This window comes from Mucilaginibacter gossypii (genome assembly GCF_017569325.2).
Classification (GTDB): Bacteria; Bacteroidota; Bacteroidia; order Sphingobacteriales; family Sphingobacteriaceae; genus Mucilaginibacter; species Mucilaginibacter gossypii.
Genome location: NZ_CP071878.2, coordinates 2,872,932 through 2,892,584, shown reverse-complemented (window position 1 = coordinate 2,892,584; position 19,653 = coordinate 2,872,932). Strand labels below are relative to the sequence as shown.

General features: G+C 42.6%; 16 protein-coding genes. 9 read left to right on the top strand and 7 right to left on the bottom strand.

Features of this window, described 5'->3' with window-relative positions; genetic code table 11:
• Positions 1–13 precede the first annotated feature (13 nt).
• Genes J3L18_RS12065 through J3L18_RS12045 form a run of 5 tightly spaced genes read right to left on the bottom strand, consistent with a single transcriptional unit; the run spans position 14 to position 6,212 of the window.
• Complete coding sequence (locus tag J3L18_RS12065) at positions 14–1,279, bottom strand: O-antigen ligase family protein (RefSeq protein WP_129568718.1); 1,266 nt, start codon at positions 1,277–1,279, stop codon at positions 14–16.
• Entirely contained in the window at positions 1,254–2,381 is a 1,128-nt protein-coding gene (locus J3L18_RS12060) for a DUF1972 domain-containing protein (RefSeq protein WP_129568717.1), read from the bottom strand. The genes J3L18_RS12065 and J3L18_RS12060 overlap by 26 nt, the downstream gene beginning before the upstream one ends.
• Positions 2,320–3,522, bottom strand: a complete 1,203-nt coding sequence (locus J3L18_RS12055; RefSeq protein WP_129568716.1) for a glycosyltransferase family 4 protein — start codon at positions 3,520–3,522, stop codon at positions 2,320–2,322. Before J3L18_RS12055 ends, J3L18_RS12060 begins: the two co-directional genes overlap by 62 nt.
• Entirely contained in the window at positions 3,512–4,531 is a 1,020-nt protein-coding gene (locus J3L18_RS12050; protein WP_129568715.1) for a glycosyltransferase, read from the bottom strand. Before J3L18_RS12050 ends, J3L18_RS12055 begins: the two co-directional genes overlap by 11 nt.
• Positions 4,524–6,212: a hypothetical protein gene (locus J3L18_RS12045; RefSeq protein ID WP_129568714.1), complete on the bottom strand. Its 1,689-nt coding sequence runs from the start codon at positions 6,210–6,212 to the stop codon at positions 4,524–4,526. Before J3L18_RS12045 ends, J3L18_RS12050 begins: the two co-directional genes overlap by 8 nt.
• Positions 6,213–6,415: 203 nt before the next feature.
• Between J3L18_RS12045 and J3L18_RS12040 the strand changes: the two genes are divergently transcribed.
• Positions 6,416–7,828: an oligosaccharide flippase family protein gene (locus J3L18_RS12040; RefSeq protein WP_189549131.1), complete on the top strand. Its 1,413-nt coding sequence runs from the start codon at positions 6,416–6,418 to the stop codon at positions 7,826–7,828.
• Complete coding sequence (locus J3L18_RS12035; protein ID WP_129568712.1) at positions 7,825–9,042, top strand: glycosyltransferase family 4 protein; 1,218 nt, start codon at positions 7,825–7,827, stop codon at positions 9,040–9,042. The genes J3L18_RS12040 and J3L18_RS12035 overlap by 4 nt, the downstream gene beginning before the upstream one ends.
• Before the next feature lie 71 nt (positions 9,043–9,113).
• Here J3L18_RS12035 and J3L18_RS12030 read toward each other — a convergent pair whose 3' ends face one another.
• Complete coding sequence (locus J3L18_RS12030; RefSeq protein ID WP_129568711.1) at positions 9,114–9,917, bottom strand: glycosyltransferase family 2 protein; 804 nt, start codon at positions 9,915–9,917, stop codon at positions 9,114–9,116.
• Positions 9,918–10,503: 586 nt separating this feature from the next.
• Here J3L18_RS12030 and J3L18_RS12025 point away from each other — a divergent pair.
• The 5 genes from J3L18_RS12025 (at position 10,504) to J3L18_RS12005 (ending at position 16,750) form a co-directional block, all read left to right on the top strand.
• Positions 10,504–11,151: an RNA polymerase sigma factor gene (locus J3L18_RS12025; RefSeq protein ID WP_129568710.1), complete on the top strand. Its 648-nt coding sequence runs from the start codon at positions 10,504–10,506 to the stop codon at positions 11,149–11,151.
• Positions 11,148–12,455, top strand: a complete 1,308-nt coding sequence (locus tag J3L18_RS12020) for a hypothetical protein (protein WP_129568709.1) — start codon at positions 11,148–11,150, stop codon at positions 12,453–12,455. The genes J3L18_RS12025 and J3L18_RS12020 overlap by 4 nt, the downstream gene beginning before the upstream one ends.
• Before the next feature lie 94 nt (positions 12,456–12,549).
• Positions 12,550–13,860: a hypothetical protein gene (locus J3L18_RS12015; RefSeq protein ID WP_129568708.1), complete on the top strand. Its 1,311-nt coding sequence runs from the start codon at positions 12,550–12,552 to the stop codon at positions 13,858–13,860.
• Positions 13,861–14,083: 223 nt separating this feature from the next.
• Complete coding sequence (locus tag J3L18_RS12010) at positions 14,084–16,294, top strand: outer membrane protein assembly factor BamB family protein (RefSeq protein WP_129568707.1); 2,211 nt, start codon at positions 14,084–14,086, stop codon at positions 16,292–16,294.
• A 9-nt stretch (positions 16,295–16,303) separates the two neighbouring features.
• Positions 16,304–16,750 carry a hypothetical protein gene (locus J3L18_RS12005; RefSeq protein WP_129568706.1) on the top strand — a complete coding sequence of 149 codons (447 nt, stop codon included), beginning with the start codon at positions 16,304–16,306 and terminating at the stop codon, positions 16,748–16,750.
• Positions 16,751–16,843: 93 nt separating this feature from the next.
• Here the strand turns inward: J3L18_RS12005 and J3L18_RS12000 are convergent, their stop codons facing one another.
• A complete protein-coding gene (locus J3L18_RS12000; protein WP_129568705.1) occupies positions 16,844–18,124 on the bottom strand; it encodes a hypothetical protein in 1,281 nt (426 codons plus the stop codon).
• A 133-nt stretch (positions 18,125–18,257) separates the two neighbouring features.
• On the opposite strand from J3L18_RS12000, the gene J3L18_RS11995 reads away from it, so the two are divergent.
• Positions 18,258–18,908, top strand: coding sequence for a hypothetical protein (locus J3L18_RS11995; RefSeq protein WP_129568704.1), 651 nt, complete (start codon positions 18,258–18,260; stop codon positions 18,906–18,908).
• Between the two features lie 19 nt (positions 18,909–18,927).
• A complete protein-coding gene (locus J3L18_RS11990) occupies positions 18,928–19,575 on the top strand; it encodes a LamG-like jellyroll fold domain-containing protein (RefSeq protein WP_129568703.1) in 648 nt (215 codons plus the stop codon).
• Positions 19,576–19,653 lie beyond the last annotated feature (78 nt).

The following is a 19,653-nucleotide window of genomic DNA, read 5'->3' as shown; positions in this document are numbered from 1 at the left end:
GTGAATAAACTAATTACACAATATTTTTAGCGCGGATAGCTGTTGTTTCTGAGCTTGCAGAAAATATTAGTAATGAGAAAAATACACTGTAAAAAAAGATGCCTTTATCCACATCTAAAAAGTTTTCTGAAAAGGAAACGGCGGTTATAATAACCATAAAAGCCATGAGCAATAGGTCGCGTTTTGCAACGGCTGCCCTAATGCCAAATGCCAGCACGCACAGGTAAACCATCAACCCAACGATCCCCGATTTAATAAAAAAGCTGATAAACTGGTTATGTGCATTTAACCCGGCCAGGTACGACCGATAAAATTGATGGTCAAAAAATGGGTCTTTGAGCAAACCAATTTCAGTGCCTGCGCCATGACCTATAACAGGTGATTGTGCTCCTACGCTAATGGCCACGTTCCAGCGCGCTAATCGCGGATCGGTGAGTTCGGCGTCGGTTGATTGGCTCAGGTCTTTTTTTAGCTCGGTTACATAACGTTCTTTAAAAGTATCCCGGGTATAAATGCCCGCCATCACCACTATAAATAATGCTGCGCTAATGGCCATAAACCTGAAGCGGTTTCGCCCTTTTAGTATAAACAAAGGCAGCGCGATATTTATAATAAGCAGCAAAGCTATAAATATCGATTTTGAACTAAGCTGCAGAATGCCCATTGCTAAAATGCCACAGCAAGTAAGCCAGAAAAATTTACGGGTCTTTACCGGTTCCCTTACTAAAACATACAGCAGATAAACCAGCGCTATGGCTATCTGCATGGAAAAAAATGTAGCATGGATTTCCAGCGGTTCCGAAAAATTGTGGTTTGTGAACGCTGGGGACACTAATGCTTTTAAAGGCAGATGATAATATTTTATCGTAAAAAGTGCCTGTAAAAAAAGATAAGTGATAGTGGTGGTACAGCCTAATGAAAATACAAGTAAAAACTTACGCCTGTATTTTTTTAAATCGAGCGGATTAAAACAAAAAATTAGCGGGATAAGCAAAATAGTAACCTGCCTGCCTAACTCTGTAAAAGCCTGGGGTTTATTGGATGTGTAAATAATGCTCAAAAGCGTTACAAAAAAAACAGCAGCCAAAGCAAAGTTAGCCCTTGTTAATAGCGGCTTTATAGTTGTTTTGCGAATTTGTATAATAGTATGCAAGGCCAGGCCTATTAAAAACAGGTGGCTGTAAAACAGGTTGAAGGGCAGACTCAGCAATAACAGTATCAGCAGGTAATAGCTTATCCTGTTGTTTAGCGTATCATCGGGCCTTAGTAACTTTTCCATGTTGTTGCTGATAGCATTCCAGTATAAAATCTTCGTAATCGTTGATCACTACCTCCCAGTTAAACTGGTATTGGATCTTATGAAGGTTATTTTTCACCATTTCGCGTTCGGTATCCTTGCGCTGTACATTCTCAACCAAATGGCGCACTTCGTTAGCATTATCAAAATAAAAAGCATCTGAATTGAGTACCGATTTATTGAAAGGGTTATTATGGGCGGCAATCAAGGCTTCGCTGGCCATGGCTTCAAGCAGGGACGGATTAGTACCGCCCACGCTATGCCCGTGGAAATACAGGTAGCTGTTGTTCTGTAGCGCGCGTACAACCGAATTATCAAAATTGGCGCCCTTAAACTGGATGCGGTCATCGTTTTTAAACCTGTGGGTTATGAATTTGCCAAAGCGGTTACTGGTATCGCCCAAAACCATAAAGCTTTTTTTTGATGAACTGTTGTTAAAGCCTTCTAAAATAGTTTCGATGTTGTTTTCGGGCTCCATACGGGCCATCAGCAAAAAATAATCTTCTTTAAGCACCTCGCTTTTATCAAACTGCTCACGTTCCTGGTCTGAAAACAGATCGGCACCATAGGGGATATATCGGCTGTCAACCTCGTACTTATCCTTAAGATATGACCTAATTACCCTTGAGTCGGAAATATAATACTGGCTGTGTTTCACGGCCAGCTTTTCCGCGTACTTCAAAAATTGTTGTACAGGCTTTGAGTACTTGGAGCGTTTCCACTCCAGTCCATCCATATTGGTAATGATAACGCTGTTGGACGGGTAAAGGTGCCCCCAAACCGAGCTGCTGGTGTAGCCCATAAGCAGTACTACATCAAACTTACGTTTACGGGCATCCATAAGGCAGTTAAAATCATAGGCAAACTGCCCGGCAGTGCCTATCAGATACTCCGGATCGTAACAATGTACAATGTTAACGCCGTTCCAGGTATCGGCTTCATAAGGGTGGTTGTGTGAGTTATAAACGGTGACTGAATGCCCTTTTTTTACCAAGCCGGCCGATACATATTCGGAAATATGCTCAAACCCGCCATAGTAGTTCGGGATGCCCCTCGTGCCTAAGATCGCTATTTTTAGTTTCATGACAATGAAAATTTGCTTGTAACAAGTTGTAAAATATGGTGCTGCTTTTTTGCCAGTGGTATTGCTGTTCAACATGTCGCGCTACCTGGCTGGTGAAGGCATCGCCGGGTGGTTGCTGTGCGGCAAGTAATAGCTTTTGCTCAAAATCCGTATGGTTGGCCGGGTTAAAAGTATATGGCGCAAAAAAGCCAAAGTTTTTCATGGCTGTTTCTGAAGAGCATAGTACCGGCGCCCCACAAATGGCTGCTTCAAGCGGCGGGATCCCAAAGCCTTCGGCTTTTGAGGGATATACAAACAGCCTGCAGGCCCGGTAAAAGGCCGCCAGATCCGCTTGTTCCGCCTGCGGTATCCACCTGAAAAACCGCTCTTGCTCAGGCGTAAGGCTCATGATGAGCCTGGCTAAGCCGGGCGTTTTTATGGATGCTTTACCAATGAACACCAGGCTAATGCCTTTTTCGTACAGCTTCAGTTTCAAATATTTTTGCAGTAGCAAAAGGTGGTTTTTGCGGGGTTCAACGCGGCTGGTATACAGGATGAAATTTCTTATGCCGAATTTTTCTGCTACCCAGTCTTCTGCCTCTTTTTTTGATGACTGGTATTGTAGCAATGAGTTACTTACCCCGTTTTGGATAATATGCACCTCGTCAGCGGGAATGTGGTAACAATCACAGATCCGTTCTTTCGAGTAGTCGGATACAGTGGTTTTGATGTCGGCATTTTTAATACTGCGACCAAAAAGGTAATTGCGCGTTAAGCTGAACAGGATGGGGAAATCCTTCCTGAAATCGTTAAACAGCATATCATGCATGGTTACTATGTACTTGCAGCCCGCCATTTTTTTAGGGCTGATGTATTGAAAATGTGCAAAATCAAACCTGTATTTTTTGATGTAGGCCGGTATATCAAATACAAAGCGCAGGATGTTGATTCCCCTGTTTTTATAAGGCAATATGTTTTGCGGCGGCAGCAGGGGGAACAATCTGCGGATATTATCGGTATCGTGGGCGCCGATGTAAATATCTATGTCCGGGCGGTGGGCCAGCAGGTGGTTGTATAATTCGCGTATAAAAGTTTGCACTCCTTGAAATTCTTTATCAAAGGAGTGGGCATCAACAAACAGTTTTATCTTTTTAGCTGCCATAATTCAATTCGTTTTGATTTAAAACAGCGGTTGGCAGCTCGGCTTCGGCTAAACGGAAATTGCGTTTACCTAATTGATATAAACTCATCAGCATACGCTCGGGCAGAAATGACATCAGCAGCAAAAAATAATTTTTGAGATGCAGCGGGCTGATAGAAAGTGTTTTCAGCAGGTTTTCCCTTGCCTTTTCCGGCTGATAATTATTCCACAGGTATTTTTTGCCGAGCAGGGCATAATAAGCTCCTTTTTTGATGCGTGGAGATAACTGTTTAATGCCGATCTCAGACAACCGCCTTCCTTCGGCTTTAGTAATGCTCCCCTTGCGCAGGGCATTGTACTTGATCTGCCTGAATTTACCTGTACGCCATTTTTCATCAATGGTAATAGATTCGGCATTGAGCCTCACCTTAATGAGCGGTTGATTAAGGTTAAAAGCTTTTTCGTGTTTAAGAATACCTGCCCACAAAAAATGATCTTCAAAAGTGTAGGCCAGCTCATTGTAGCCACCGGCATTTAAAACGGTATCACGCTTATAAAATACACTGGAGTGAATGAAGGGACAAATCCTGTAACTGAGCTGCCTTATCTGGTTATGGCTCAGGGCGTCAGGTTGCCAGGTAAATATCAGATCGCCGTTAACATCGGTATAGTCAACTCCCGAACCAATAATGCTATAATAGGGATGAGATGTGATGAAATCATACTGCACCTGCAGGCGGTAAGGATAACATACATCGTCGGCATCGAAACGGGCTATATAAGGCGCCCGTGCGTGGCGTAAACCGTTATTGAGGGCCGCAGCTACACCCTTGTTTTCCTGGCTTAAAACCACTATCCGCTCATCGTTAAATGAGTCAATAATATCTGCTGTGTCATCAGTTGAGCCATCATTTACAATCAGCAGTTCAAAATCAGCAAACGATTGTTCAAGTACCGATGTAATGGCTTCGCGAATATATTTACCGGCATTATAAGCAGGCATTAAAACAGTAATTTGAGGGCTATGCATAAGCAAGTTCCTCCTGCACTGTAGTTTTTGTTTTCAAATGGGGTATAGTGGTTTCTTTTATATTGAGGAGTAACATCAATTCAAAAATTACCAGTACCGAGAGCTGCTCAAACCAGTAATCAAGAAAAAATATGCCCGTTACCATCATCAGAATGGGCAAACCATAACTAAGCTTTTTATAATGCCGGGCAAAAAAGCCAATGTAAAATATAAGCAGGGCAAGCAATCCGAGGATACCGTATTCACTCAGCATTTGATCGTAAGTGGAGTAGGGGTTATTGCGTACCGAACGGAAACCTGCATCCTTGCTGAAAAAGCTCAGGTACAGGTCTAAATGATTGTGCATAAATGCCGGGTTGATATAGATGTATTTGGGGGGATAATTGCCCCTTATACCGGCACCAACCGCCCTGAAAGCTATTTTGGATGAAAAATTTCCGGGAGCTAAGCCCACTATACTTTGTAAAGGGTGGCTGGTAAGGTAATTAAAGGTTTGTATTGCACCGGTAATCTTTCCAGGCAATGCAGGATTGAAGGGCTCAAGCCGGCAAAGTGGTAGCTGAGCCTTGTGAGCAGCTATACAGTCGATAAGCTGTTGCCTGTCGGGAGTCATTTCGCCGGTGTTATAAAATTCCGCAAAGTGTGTGTTTGGTGCCGGGATGTATAGCCTGCCGTCATCGGTAAGCGGCAAGCTTTTGATCTTTTTGTCAAGTGCGCTTGGTTTTTCCTGTTGGGCCTTTATCCTGCTCAGGCTGTCCAGATAGTTTTGTGCAAATTTTCTTCTTTGTTCATCCCTGGTCATGAATCGCCCTCCGGGATTGGCAGTTGTTGCCTGCCCTGCTGCATGGCCCTGTTTTTCAATACGATTTTCCCGCAGCGTACTTTTAGTCACTTCGTTAATATACTTTTCATTTTGCGGCGATATTTTGACGAGGGAGATCACATAAAGCAGCAATGCCACTACTATCATGCTTTTTTGATTGCGCGTGGTTTTATAAACAAAAATGAAAGCGAGGAGCAGCAATACCAAAATGCTGATTAGGTTACTGTAGGTAAGTGCCAGCGTGCTCATGCACACGATCATCATGGGCAAGCTATTCTTATAAATGAAGTAAAACACACCGAAAGCGCAGATAACAGCATTGGTTGATGAAATGTCAAAGCTTATGCCCATTACATCATCGCCGGTATTGATATAATAGCGCTGATGCATTCCCATAAAAGCATAGGGGTTAATGCTTTTAGTGATCCACATAATATGCATTAGGTTACCTGCCGAGAAAGCTGCGTTTATGATAAAAAAAATGATCAGTGTACGGTAAATGGTTTCGGCATCTGTTTTATCAACCATCAGCTTAACCTGGTGAACGGCCAGCAGGGCCAGCGCCCAGCATATCAAAGCCCAGCCAAAAACGGGTATATAATACAAGTTGGAAAAATTTTGGTTGATGATGGCTGCAGCAATAGCTATTGGGAAAATGAGCAAATAGAATAACGGGATCCTTGAATTGCGCAGCTTAAAGCCAAATTGAAAGTTAAAATGGCTTATGTAAACAAAAAGCAACGCCACTATCTTAAATGGGATCCGAACGTTGATAAACAGGAGCAGGAAGATCAGCAGCCGCCAATCGGCATAGGTTTTCCATCTCTTAATATCAAAAACCGGCGAACTGATTGTCATTATTCCCTTGTATTTATTGATGTTTATTTCCCGGTTTTGCCGGCCTTGTCGCAATTGTTTTGTTTAAATAGGTTACGTGCCAAAAAATGGAATGGTTGCCTCGTTAATGTGCTGATATATGCAGATATTTAACCGGGATATTAAAATGTTACAGGCAACCGGCCGATAAAAACAATAGTATAAGAGTATAAATATATACGTCGTTGTTCAGGAGTAAAGCGTTCATCAGGTTTTTTTCGTCAGGTTTGCAGGCACTTGCCTTGCAGGTGCTTGGCAGTATCTTTTTTTATATTATTTCTGTTTACCTGAGTAAGGACAGTTTTGGGGCCATTAGCTGGATGAATGCCTTATCGATATTTGTTACCACCATACTGGGGTTTGGACTGGAGCAGGTAGTGATCAGGCGTATAGCAGCCTCACAACGGTCGGATTGGGCGGCGGCGGCATTTTTGTTCCATTCGCTCGTTACTTTTTTTGTAACCCTGGGCGTGCTGTTATTATTAAGTTTAATATTGCGTGACAATATTTACCAGGCGCTGCCATGGTTTTTTATAGCCCAGGGCCTGCTTTTCCTGGGTATTCCGCTAAAGCAGTTTCTAAACGCAAAGGAAAAATTTACACCCTATGGCATAATTGCCGTTATAAGTAACAGCTTAAGGGTTTGTGGCGCATTTTATCTTATTACTATACACCAATTACAAGTTCGCTCTGTAGTGATGGTAATGATAGGCACAGCCGGGGCCGAATTGCTGGCCCTGCTCATTTATGTTATCACGAAAACAGATTTTAGTTTTAAATTTCAATTTCGGGCTTATAAAAAGTTGCTTAAAGAGGCCACGGCGCAGTATGTATCGGTAATATTTGATATGAGCTTGTCGCGGATGGACTGGCTATTGCTGGGTTTTATGGCAAGTAAAACCGTGTTGGCCGATTATAGTTTCGCATACCGGGCTTATGAGCTTTCACGGTTGCCAATGCTTATTATAGCTCCTGTTATTTTACCGCGCCTGTCAAGGCTGATGGCCTTAAAGCCATCTAACCAATTGCAGGAGCAGGTAAATTCCTTTAATACCGTCGAGTTGCTGTTGGCTATGCTCTTACCTCTTGTCCTTAATATACTTTGGACACCTGTAGTAGGTATGATAACCGGCGGCAAATATGGCGCTGCCAATGCTACCGAATTTTTGATCCTGTCGTTGTGCATACCCCTGCAGTTTTTTATAAACCTGCTTTGGTCATTAAGTTTTAGCGCTAAAAAGTATAAGGCCGTATCATCTGTTACCGTAATCTGTGCTACAACAAATATTGCGCTTAACCTGATATTGATCCCGCTACTGGATGGTATTGGTTCGGCTGTGGCGTTTTTAATTACCAATATATTGCAAGCGGTGCTCTATTACAGGTTGGTGAATAAAAATATCATGCATATCAGCTTAAGGCCATTTGTGATACTGTTCCCTGCTGCTTTGGCCGGTTGGTTTATCACAGCTTCAATAAACATAAATTTTTTGTTCAGGCTTTTATTGGGGATAGTTTTTTATCTGTTAATAGCTTTAATATCAAAACAATTGAGCAGTCGCAATATTCAAAACAGTAAACAGTTTTTAGCGCAATGAACATTTTATATCTGTGCGATGAATATCCTCCCGGACCGCATGGCGGTATTGGAACCTATGTGCGGCTCATTGCCCGGCAAATGGTAAAGCTGGGGCATAAGGTAATTGTTGCCGGGTTGTATAGCCGCGGATACGGAGGCACGGATCAATTTGAGGATGAAGGTGTAAAAGTTTTGAGATATCGCTGGGGTATTGATGATAAGTGGTTTGAAAATCAGCGGTCTGCCGGGGTACGGATGTTCAACAGGATATTACTGGATACAGGTATTACGCAACGGGATATAAAAAGAAGCCTTGCGGCTTATCAAAAAAAACTGGAACATATGATAGCCGATGAGCAGATCAATATTATTGAAATGCCCGATTATAATGACTATATCAGGTTTTGTAAATCATATGTGCCGTTCCCCACACTACCTGTTCCTGTAGTTGTTAAATTGAATGGTTCCATTACCTACTTTAATGCTGAGGCAGGGATACCAATTGCACCGCATGTTTTGAAAATGGAGCAGGATATTTTAAACCGCGCAGCGGCTGTTAGCAGTGCAAGCGCCTATACTGCAAAAAAAAGCGCTGATTACCTGTCGTATAACAAGCCCGTCACGGTGTTGTATAATGGTATAGATACAAACGTAGCCTTTGAAAACAGTCCCCTTGTTGATAAAAAACAGGTGGTATTTACGGGGAGCCTTGTTCAAAAAAAAGGGATTTTTCAGTTAGCGGAGGCCTGGAATACAGTTATAAAACAGGTCCCTGATGCCCGGTTACTGATACTGGGGAAAGGCCCGGTAAGTAAAGTAATCGCCTGCTTGCTGAAGGATGCAAAAAGCAGTGTTGTGTTTAAAGGGCATGTGGGGAGGGATGAACTTTATGCCTGTTTAAGTAATTCGGCAGTGGCGGTATTCCCATCATATGCCGAAGCTTTTGCACTTGCGCCGTTAGAGGCCATGGCATGCGGAACGGCGGTGATCAATTCAAACCGCACATCCGGCCCCGAACTTATTGATGATGGCGTTAACGGGCTGCTGATAGATCCGGACAATGTTGAGCAATTGGCATCGGCAATAGTTACATTGCTCAATGAGCCTGAAAAACGCCTGCGACTTGCTTTAGCTGGCAATGAAAAGGTAAAAGGATGCTTTGATATCGATATGGTGGCCAGGCAAACCCTACAGTTTTACCAACAGGTGCTGGACAAAGTTTTAAGTCGATAGTACTTAGCCTCAGGTCAAAAGTCCTGTTTAATTTTTACTTCAGACTGCCAACTATACATACCATAACTTGGTTAGTTAATCTGCTCTATAGCCAACTCATTACGATAGGTGTTTCGCGTTTGAGACAGCTCTTTATATTGTTTCAGATAAGCGTATTTAAGGCGTGTGTTTTTATAAATAACACGCGCTATTGCCAATCCTTCAGCTCCATCTAAAAAACCAAGCCTGATAATGTAATTGCGTAAAAAGCCAAAAGCGGGCGAGAAATGTAGCTTGATAAAGGTAGCCTTTTTACCGGCTTTGTAATATTTGGCTGCGCTTAGCTGCGCATAAAGAATAGCTTTACGCTTAAAGTCGTCAATATCGGTTACAGAGTGGTGTTGGATATAACCCGCTATGCTTTTGATCTCGGCATCGGAAGGTAAAAGCAGAGTTTCGTGTACTTCGGTTTCGCCCCATTTTACCAATGAACGATTAAACAAACGCAGGTGATGATCATTTCCCCAATTACCAAAACGGATCAGCTTTTTGCCAAAGTATGATTTGAATTTGATATCGTAAACAACATTCGGTTTGTCAAAGGTTAAATTATGGAGCGATTTAATAAGCTCCAAATCAGGTACCTCATCAGCATCAATACTTAAGATCCAGTTGTAGCGGGCCTGGGTTACCCCTTTATTTTTGTTTGCTCCATATCCGCTCCAGCTTTTTTGAAACACCCTGCAGCCATAACGGGAGGCAATAAGCGGCGTGCCATCGGTACTGTCATTATCAATCACAACAATATCATCCGTAATTAAAGAAGCCATTTTTATACAATCTTCAATTAAGGCAGCTTCGTTTTTAGTAATGATCACAACAGACACCGGTACCATGCAGCAGTAGTATTATTAGTATATAAATTATTAAGGGCTTGTTATGCCCTTTTATAATATATATCGTGCATGTTCCGGGGATGGTTGCCTTAAGATAAATAAACCGGCGAAAAAACATTATGGATTTTGCTTATTCCATTCTGTTATATTAATCAGCTTGTCAGAAATGGCATTTCGACAATTCGGATTGGGACACAGGATAATCCAGCGATCTTTTGCTTGTTCAATTATCGGACGTGTCCCGCAGGTTTTACAATTTTTTACAGGGAAGTTTGGGTTTATGTCGATTCTCATAAAAGGCCTTTAAAGCAGGCGGGGTTTATATGGTATTACGCTATAAATACACGTACAGGTTGCCTCATTGGCAAAAATATAATTATTTGCAAAGATTTTATTGAGGCTGTGTTAGCTTGTGCATATTTTGTATAAATGATTTCCGTAGGTGAGAAAAGTGTGCATGATTTTGTCCAATTGTGAGAAAAATTTAAATTATTTTGCACAACGGGCAACCTTTTAATAATAGTTGCCGTGATGTGCGTAGATAAGGTTAAATTTATGTGTTTGATTCTGAGTTTATAACCCCCGTATGGGCGAAGAAGAGTTACATCAACTGATCAATGGCTGCGTAAAGCAGGACAGGAAAAGTCAGAAAATGCTCTATAAGGCGTTTTATGGATTTTCTATGGGCATTTGTCTCCGTTATGCAGGTAACCGTGATGAAGCTGCAGAAGTTATGAACCAGGGTTTTATGAAAGTATTTACCCATATAGACAGGTTTGATACTTCAAGGCCGTTTAAAGCATGGATTGGACGTATTATGATGAATGTTTCTATTGATTATTATCGTGCCAATTTAAAAATGGCCTATACCGAGGATTTGGAGAAGGCAGAAAATGTGAGTGAGGGAAACCTGACAGATAAAAATTTAAATTATGAAGACCTGCTGGCTATGGTACAGCAGCTGCCGCAGGCTTATCGTACGGTTTTTAACCTTTTTGCGATTGACGGTTATTCGCATGAAGAGATAGGGGAAATGCTAAATATTAATCCGGGCACATCAAAGTCAAACCTGCACAAAGCGCGTCAAAAACTAAAACAAATGATATTAAAAGCAGAGGAAACTGCTAATAAAACAAATTACAACAGGGGGATGGATATTAACCCAATTGTGGCCTATAATGGCATAGGTATAGATGTAAGGACAACCTTTTTTAATAATGGTATCAGAGGATGAAAAGCGAAGAAGATTTAGATAACATTTTTAAGAAGGGGCTGGAAGACCCGGCAAATCATCGCGCGTTTAACGAGGATGACTGGAATGCGCTTGAGCAAATGCTTGACAAAGGCAAGAAACGTCGTGGAATTGTTTACTGGTTGCCAATTGCAAGCGGAATAGCAGCGATGTTACTGCTGTTTTTAGGATGGTGGTTTTTTAAACCTAATGTAAAGGATGATAATACAGCTGGGCTACAACAGGTTAAGGTTAAGCCCGCTGCGCCTAAAACAAATCCGGTAACGAACGGTGTTGCCGTACAACATCCTCAGGTTACAGATAGTATCAAAACAACATCGCCAACAAATAACAATGTTGCAGCTAACAGCAATAAGGATAATTATGTTAAAGCCGGCCAAACAGTTTTGATACCTTCTGTAGCTGGTGCTAACCGCGCCGTTACCGGATCAAACAAAAAGGGAATAGTTGGTCGTGATACCATCATGTCACGTCCTTCTGAGCTGATAGCAAACACAGATCCTTCAATTAATCCCTTAAATAATAAAGCTTCCATTGAAAGGTTACTGGAGAACAGAGCTTTGTCGCTTGACATACAACCGGCACCTTTAGCAGTTCCTGACTTTAAGACAAATATCGAGAGACAGCCTGTTGCCGCATCTGTATCCAAACCGGACAAGAAAATAACTAAACAAAGCTTTGGTTACCGGCCGCAATGGGCTATTACGGCACTGGCTTCATCAGATGTTAATGGTACAAATTCGTTCCAGGGCAAGGTTGGCAGCAATTATGGTTTGCTGCTTTCATTTGGTGCCACTAAAAAGTTAACAATTACAAGTGGTGTTGTGTATTCGTCAAAACCTTACAATACAAGCTTTGCCAATTACCACACAGCATATACTTTCAAACATGATCCAACCGATGTAACTGCCGACTGTAAAATGCTTGATATTCCGGTTAATATAGCTTACCAGGTTTATGGCAATATTCGCAATAAATTGTCAGTCGGAACTGGTTTATCGTCATACCTGATGCTGCATGAAAAGTATACTTATAATTATGCCGATGGTGCTAACAGTGCTGCTTGGCCTCAAAATTATACCGTACCAAACAGTAAGGGGTATTTATTGAGCATTATCAATATAAATGCAACCTATGAACATAAAATAAATTCAAAAGTTGGTGTAAGTGTTCAGCCATATATGAAAGTGCCAATTTCAGGAGTTGGATATTCTGATATTAAACTGCAGTCTACGGGTGTAGCGGTGGGGGTAACGTATAATCTTAATTCGTTCAGCAAACCCTAAGCTTTTGTACAACCCTTACGGTAAGGCTTGCATTCCTCTTATACTAAATGGAATTATTATCTTGCGCCACATTTACCGTACAAGATCAATCGCCATGAAAAAACTACTGTTTTTTGCCCCTTTGTTATTACTGTTTTCATGTGGGCATGGCCCGGCACAGCAGCTCGAAAATAAAAAGCTCAATAGCCTTGCTGTTGAATATGTAAAGCTTGGCCTTGCAATAGGGCAATACGACGGCGACTTTGTAGATGCTTATTATGGGCCGGATTCATTGAAGCCAAAATCGGAGCCACTGAAAACTTTCCCTAAGGATAGTCTGCTGGCGTCGGCAAACAGCCTGATGAATGACCTGCGCACCATCGCCAATACTTCGAAAATTGATACCAATAAGATCCGCGCTAATTGGATGGCCGATCAGTTGGTTGCTTTCAGTCGCCGGATCCGTATTTTTTCGGGAGAGGAAAGGCCTTTTGATGAAGAATCGCGCGAGTTATTTGGTGTAGCTGCCCCGGTTTATACCGATGATTTTTTTAAGGGGCAGATAGCCCTGCTCGACAGCATTTTACCGGGTAAAGGAAACGTGAACGACAGGTTTCAAAAGCTGGCCAATAAGTTCATTATATCAAAAGATAAATTAGACCCTGTTATAAAAGCGGCTATTGCCGAAGCCCGCAAGCGCACAATTGCCCATTACCAACTGCCTGCCGGCGAAACATTTACGCTGGAATATGTAACTAATAAGCCATGGTCGGGTTATAACTGGTACAAAGGAGGTTACAAAAGCACGGTACAAATCAATACCGATCTGAAGATTTTTATTGACCGCGCTATTGATGTGGGCAGTCATGAAAGTTATCCCGGACACCATGTATACAATATGTTGCTGGAGAAAAACCTTTACCATGATAAAGGTTGGGCTGAAATTTCTCTGTACCCGTTGTTTAGTCCGCAATCGTTGATTGCCGAGGGCAGTGCCAATTACGGTATTGAGGTAGCGTTCCCCGGTGATGATAAAATAAAGTTTGCGAAAAACGTATTGCTGCCGTTGGCCGGTTTGGATACCGCCGGTGCCGACCTGTATTTCAAGGCCCTGGCTATAAAAGGCACTTTAAACTATGCCCGCAACGAGGCAGCAAGAGGCTTGATCAATAATACCATGAGCCAGGATAAAGCATTGTCGTACCTTAGAAAGTATTGCCTTATGAACGATGAGACTGCTCAAAAATCAATCAGCTTTATCAAAAAATATCGTAGTTATGTTATCAATTATAATTACGGCCAGGATTTGGTGAAAAACTACATTGAATCAAACGGAGGCACCGCAAAAGCTCCCGCAAAACGCTGGGAGCTGTTTGGAAAACTGTTGAGCCAGGAGGTTGCACCTGTTAGTTTAGTGAAGAAATAAAAGTATGGATTCCCTGTAGAGGATTCTTGTGATACATCTTGTAATGCCATGGCTTTATTAGCTATGGCATTTTTTATGGACGAAATGATATACGCAGGCAACGGATGAATATTTGTAAAATAATTTTTATTCATACATTTAGAGAGCACTGTTGCTAACACGCGCCGCACCATGTATACTGAAATGCGTCGGGACCCAATTAACGCCAAATTTTACATTATAAATGATTAACACCCGGTATTTGATAGCCCTGTGCTTTGCGGCAGGCATTTATACGTCCTGTAAAAATCAGCAAGGCAATCAAAACAATAACTATAGTGGTTGGCCTGCCTATGCGGGTTCAAAAGAAGGGGTACGGTATTCATCCAATGATGAAATTACTTTAAATAATGTAAACAAACTAAAAGTGATGTGGACTTTTGGCACAGGCGATAAGGATACTGCCAATCTCAGCCAAAATCAATGCAATCCTATTATGGTTGATGGTATTTTGTATGGTACCAGTCCTAAATTGAAGCTGTTTGCGTTAAATGCTGTTACAGGCCTGCAAAAATGGCTGTTTGACCCCGCTAAGGATGATACTACTAATAATGGCGACCCTATGGCTTACTATAAAGTGAGCCGTGGAGTAATATACTGGCAAAATGATAAAGGAGGCGAAAAAAGGATTTTCTACAGCGTGGGAGCTAAAACCTGGGCTATTGACGCCGAAAACGGCACTCCGGTGCGCTCATTTGGCAAGGGTGGATATCTCGACCTTACTAAGAATTTAGACAGGGATACCAAATCATTTGTCGCGGGAACTACGCCCGGCGTGGTTTATAAAGATGTGTTGATTGTTGGTGACCGCGTATCCGAATCAGCTGATGCGGCTCCTGGGCACGTGCGTGCTTACGATGCCCGGACAGGAAAGTTAAAATGGATCTTCCACACCATACCGCATCCCGGCGAAGTGGGGTACAATACCTGGAAAGATACAGCGGCTTACAAAAAATTTGGCGGGGCTAATAATTGGGCAGGGATGGCTTTGGATGAAAAGCGGGGGATCGTGTATATTCCCACCGGCTCGGTAGGTGGCGACTTTTATGGCGGGTTCAGGAAAGGGCAAAACCTGTTTGCCAATTCGTTGCTGGCACTTGATGCAGCTACAGGTAAGCTGAAATGGTATTACCAATTTGTGCATCACGACCTGTGGGACCGCGACCTGCCCGCCAATCCAAACCTTGTAACCATTGTTAAAGACGGTAAAAAGATAGATGCCGTAACACAAATCACCAAGCATGGTTATGTATTTATGTTCGACAGAGCGAATGGTAAACCTATATTCCCAATAGTGGAAAAACCTGTGCCAACCAAAACCCTGCCCGGCGAAGAAGTTTGGCCTACGCAACCCATCCCAACTTTGCCGCAACCTTTCGCCCGGCAAATGTTTAATCCCGAAGATGTTACCGACCGTACGCCCGAAGTGCACAGGGAAATGCTGTCAAAATATAACCAGGTTAAAAACCGGATCATGTTCACCCCGCCAAGCAAGGAGGGAGGCTGGATCTTCCCCGGTTTTGATGGTGGGGGCGAGTGGGGTGGAGCTGCTGTTGATCCTGAAAGTAAGATACTATACGTAAACTGCTCTGAAATGCCATGGGCACAGGTAATGATCGATGTACCTAAAACCAACACTAACGATCATTCACCGCAGGCATTAGGACACGTAGTGTATAATACGAATTGCATTGGCTGTCACGGCGCCGAACTGAAGGGTAATGGAGCATCCTATCCATCGTTGGTAAACATCGGCAAAAAGTATACTGCCGATCAGGTGAGCGGTATTATTGCTGCCGGCCGCAACATGATGCCTTCTTTTAAACAGATTTCGCCCGCAGATAAAAAGAACCTGCTTGCTTTCCTGCTCAAGATTCCTGCAACTAAGGCGGCGAAAGAAGTAGCCAAAGAGCCAACCGGCAATCGCGTCGCCAGCTCGGAGGCGGAAAGGAAAATGGTTGATGAAGTCCCTTATGCCATGAATGGTTATAATCGTTTTTTAGATAAAGATGGCTATCCCGGTATAAAACCGCCATGGGGTACGCTCAATGCTATCGACCTCACATCGGGCAAGTTGCTTTGGAAAGTGCCGCTGGGTGAGTATCCTGAGTTAACCAAAAAAGGAATCCCTGTAACCGGCACGGAAAATTATGGTGGTCCGGTGGTTACCAAAGGTGGCCTGGTATTTATCGCTGCAACCAAAGATGAAAAGATCCGTGCGTTTGATAAACGTACCGGCAAAGTGGTTTGGGAAGCCGATTTGCCGGCGGCAGGTTACGCTACCCCTGCAACTTATTCAATTGATGGTAAACAGTACGTAGTTATTGCCTGTGGCGGCGGAAAAATTGGAAGTAAGTCGGGAGATAGTTATGTTTGTTTTGGATTAACCGACTAACACCTCTTTATGGATTTATTTGAAGCAGTTTTTGATTTGTACGAGCAGATACGCTTAAAGGCCGAAAGTGATTTTCAGGATCTGATCAAATGCCAGTACACGCAGCAATGTTACAGCGATAATGGCGCTTTTTGCCTTGTATTGGAGATCACTGTTTTAAAAAATATCTCTGATGATGATTATGGACTGGTGTTTGCTATTAACGCTCAAACAGAACCTAACCATCCCGATCATAAGAGCGATACAAATGGCATCTTTTTAATCGCCGATGTACATCATGGTGATAATAAGGCGATCAGTAATTTGGATGAGCTTGTTTTTGACCCACAAAATGAAGGTGCCGTTCAGCAGGCTTATGCTAAGATTGAGCAATTTGTTAAGCCTTTTACCAAAAGTGTGAGTGATTTGCTTGTACAGGGATATGATATTAAGGTAGAGGATAATTCGGTAAATTAGGAATAATCGCCCACATTAAAACAACGTCATTATAAGGTATGAAACAATGACGTTGTTTAAGGTCTTTTTGTTGACGGTCGCGAGCGGCCTTTCCTAAAACTTCTCCTCATAAACCGCTCCTCCCGGCGTTTCCAATTTATATTGCTTAACCTCCCCTGGCCCTTCAAATTCAAAACGGATGCCTACAATACGGCCCATGGTGTGAGCCTGTTTAAATTCAAAGATCTGTTTGTTGTTAAGATATATCTTCAGGTAGTGGTCTTTTACAGTACAACGCAGGTTTTGAAATTGCGACATATCTGTGCCAAAGGCACTCAGGTCATGGTTTTTTCCATCAACCCATTCTTCACCGGTTAAAATGCCCATATTGGCGATGCATCCTTTGTTTAATATGGGGATCACAATGGCGGTGCCGTTGCCTAAAATGGTGAGGTCGGCTTTGGCGCAGGCCGATTGACCGGGTGTTGAAATATTGCGCAGGGTGCAATCCATGGTGAAATTATCTGCATTAATTCCCGGAAATTCGCGAATGTTGGCAAACTTTACCCTGGTATTGTTAAAAACAGAAGTACCTAACTTTTGCTCCATTACATCAGCGGTAATTCCCATAAAGCCCTGCCCTTTAATTTCTTCCCGTGAAAGATAAACAGGTATGGGCTGGTGATCGATGATGCCTTTCCAGCCCTTGGTTTTAATAAATACCGATGTTTCCTTTCGCACATGTTTGTCTACGATGAGCTTAGCTATAAAATAGCCTGGGTCATAATAAATAGAGGTATACTGTTTGCCGTCACCGGATACCTGTTCGCGGCGATTAGGGTCCCATGATTGCTGAATAAAAACGCTATCAGAATGAAATGCTGAGGCGTCGTAATTAAATACAACCGAGTTAGGCAAATCGTCAGAAACTTTCCTGCTGGTGAATTTTATTGAGCCGGGATCAATAGGTTTATTGCGCTTGCTGCTCATGAAAAACAATGCGCCCAATACCAGCAGTAATGCGCTGCCAAACCATATATAGCGTAAACCGGGTTTTGAAAGCGGAACCAAAACTGCGGTATCTGAATCATTTATTTTAACCGGTTGCTCAATTACGCCGTTAACCTGGTGGTGCTGCCTGAAATCGCGCCAGCTGGTGTAGTCAAGGAAACAAGCAAGGGCGTTCAGCGTTGCTGCGTTAGGGAAGCTTTCGTAGCGCACCTTACCCCAGATCCTTTTCAGAGTTGATACACTGAGCTGTACCCGCGTTTTATCAAAGATCTGCTGGCTTAGCTGCTCAAAGTCATCATTACCCCAAATATCACTATCACCCCAATTTAAGGTTCGCTCAATAAGCTGCCGGCATAACAAAAGCAATTGTTTTTCCTTTTCCATTGATCTATAGGTAATAATGTGGTTTAAAAATCGCTAAAACGCTTTGAACAAATTTGAACTTAACTTGAAATGCCGCCCGTGCTTTATTGTAATGACAATTTGCAAGTTTTGATTAAAGTTAAAATCAAAACCCATGAACAACAAGATTTTATTGTTTGCCATACTAAACATGACGCTTGGCAGCGGCTTTTGTTACAGTCAGCAAAAGAAAGTTACATATGATATTAACCAATTGCTGAAGGAAAATAAAATGGTGAAAGCCTACACCCGCCAAGCTGTTAAAGAACTTACCGATGGCAATAAACAAGGCCTAACATTAGATGGTATTTTATGGCTTAAAGATGTGAATTTTAAGACAGGCACTATCGATATCGATTTACGGGGCAGAGATGTTTTTCAGGAAAGCTTTTTGGGTATAGCTTTTCACGGGGTTGATACTACAACCAATGATGTTATCTACTTCCGCCCTTTTAATTTCCAAACCACAGATACGCTTCGCCGCAAACATACGGTACAATACATCAGCGAGCCGGATTTTCCCTGGGATAAACTCCGTAAGGAGCATCCGCTGGTTTATGAAAATGCAGTAAACCCTTTTCCGCTTGCCGAGGCCTGGTTTCATGCGCATATTGTAATTAATACCAATGATATTATTGTGTATGTTAACCATTCCGATCAACCATCGCTTACTGTAAAAAAACTGAATAACCGGCAGAGCGGGCTCGTTGGCCTTTGGTCGTCCGGGCTGCCAGGCGATTTTGCCAACCTTGTTATTACTCAATAAGTATAAACTAACCATCATCATGAAAAAATTAGTCTTAATGTTAATACTGTTTGCTGCCGTGGAAACACGGGCACAACAAAAGCACCAGGTATACAACCTTTCGGTTGTAAACCCTAAACAATGGATCATTCCTAAAAACGATACGCTTGACTATGAGCTGGGCACTTTTCAGGGGCAAAAAGCGCTGCTCATCAAACGGAAAATCGGCGACTACAAATCGGCCAGTTTAGCTTATAAGCCGGGCTTAAATTTTAAGGATGGTATTATTGAATTGGATGTAGCTTGTATAAACCCCAAAGGAGGCTTTGTTGGTTTGGCTTTTCATATCCGGGATGCCCATCATTATGAAACAGTTTATTTCAGGCCGGGATCATCCGGTACTATTAACGCTATCCAGTACATGCCCGAAAAGAAGGTGGAGTTTAACTGGTGGGACTATGAGGCAACAAAATACCAGGCTAAAGCTATGATCCCGCAAAATAAATGGTTTCATGTTAAGGTGGTAGTTCAGGACAGCAAAATGGAGGTTTATGTAGATAATGCCCCGAAGCCGGCTATGGTGTACACCCCGCTTGATCCATCATTGAAGAGCGGTTCGGTAGGTTACTGGCACGGCAACTGCCCACAGGGTGCATATAAAAATCTTGTCGTAACGGCTTTTAACTAAGAAATGATGCTGACGGGATTTGTGTGCTCTCTGTCCTGCCTTGCGAGGTTTTTAAACTTCCTGAGTCTTCAGCTGAAA

Bases quoted from the DNA above. Each gene is read 5' to 3' on its own strand.
- J3L18_RS12065 (WP_129568718.1), bottom strand. From the start codon at position 1,279: ATGGAAAAGTTACTAAGGCCCGATGATACGCTAAACAACAGGATAAGC.
- J3L18_RS12060 (WP_129568717.1), bottom strand. From the start codon at position 2,381: ATGAAACTAAAAATAGCGATCTTAGGCACGAGGGGCATCCCGAACTAC.
- J3L18_RS12055 (WP_129568716.1), bottom strand. From the start codon at position 3,522: ATGGCAGCTAAAAAGATAAAACTGTTTGTTGATGCCCACTCCTTTGAT.
- J3L18_RS12050 (WP_129568715.1), bottom strand. From the start codon at position 4,531: ATGCATAGCCCTCAAATTACTGTTTTAATGCCTGCTTATAATGCCGGT.
- J3L18_RS12045 (WP_129568714.1), bottom strand. From the start codon at position 6,212: ATGACAATCAGTTCGCCGGTTTTTGATATTAAGAGATGGAAAACCTAT.
- J3L18_RS12035 (WP_129568712.1), top strand. From the start codon at position 7,825: ATGAACATTTTATATCTGTGCGATGAATATCCTCCCGGACCGCATGGC.
- J3L18_RS12030 (WP_129568711.1), bottom strand. From the start codon at position 9,917: ATGGTACCGGTGTCTGTTGTGATCATTACTAAAAACGAAGCTGCCTTA.
- J3L18_RS12025 (WP_129568710.1), top strand. From the start codon at position 10,504: ATGGGCGAAGAAGAGTTACATCAACTGATCAATGGCTGCGTAAAGCAG.
- J3L18_RS12020 (WP_129568709.1), top strand. From the start codon at position 11,148: ATGAAAAGCGAAGAAGATTTAGATAACATTTTTAAGAAGGGGCTGGAA.
- J3L18_RS12015 (WP_129568708.1), top strand. From the start codon at position 12,550: ATGAAAAAACTACTGTTTTTTGCCCCTTTGTTATTACTGTTTTCATGT.
- J3L18_RS12010 (WP_129568707.1), top strand. From the start codon at position 14,084: ATGATTAACACCCGGTATTTGATAGCCCTGTGCTTTGCGGCAGGCATT.
- J3L18_RS12005 (WP_129568706.1), top strand. From the start codon at position 16,304: ATGGATTTATTTGAAGCAGTTTTTGATTTGTACGAGCAGATACGCTTA.
- J3L18_RS12000 (WP_129568705.1), bottom strand. From the start codon at position 18,124: ATGGAAAAGGAAAAACAATTGCTTTTGTTATGCCGGCAGCTTATTGAG.
- J3L18_RS11995 (WP_129568704.1), top strand. From the start codon at position 18,258: ATGAACAACAAGATTTTATTGTTTGCCATACTAAACATGACGCTTGGC.
- J3L18_RS11990 (WP_129568703.1), top strand. From the start codon at position 18,928: ATGAAAAAATTAGTCTTAATGTTAATACTGTTTGCTGCCGTGGAAACA.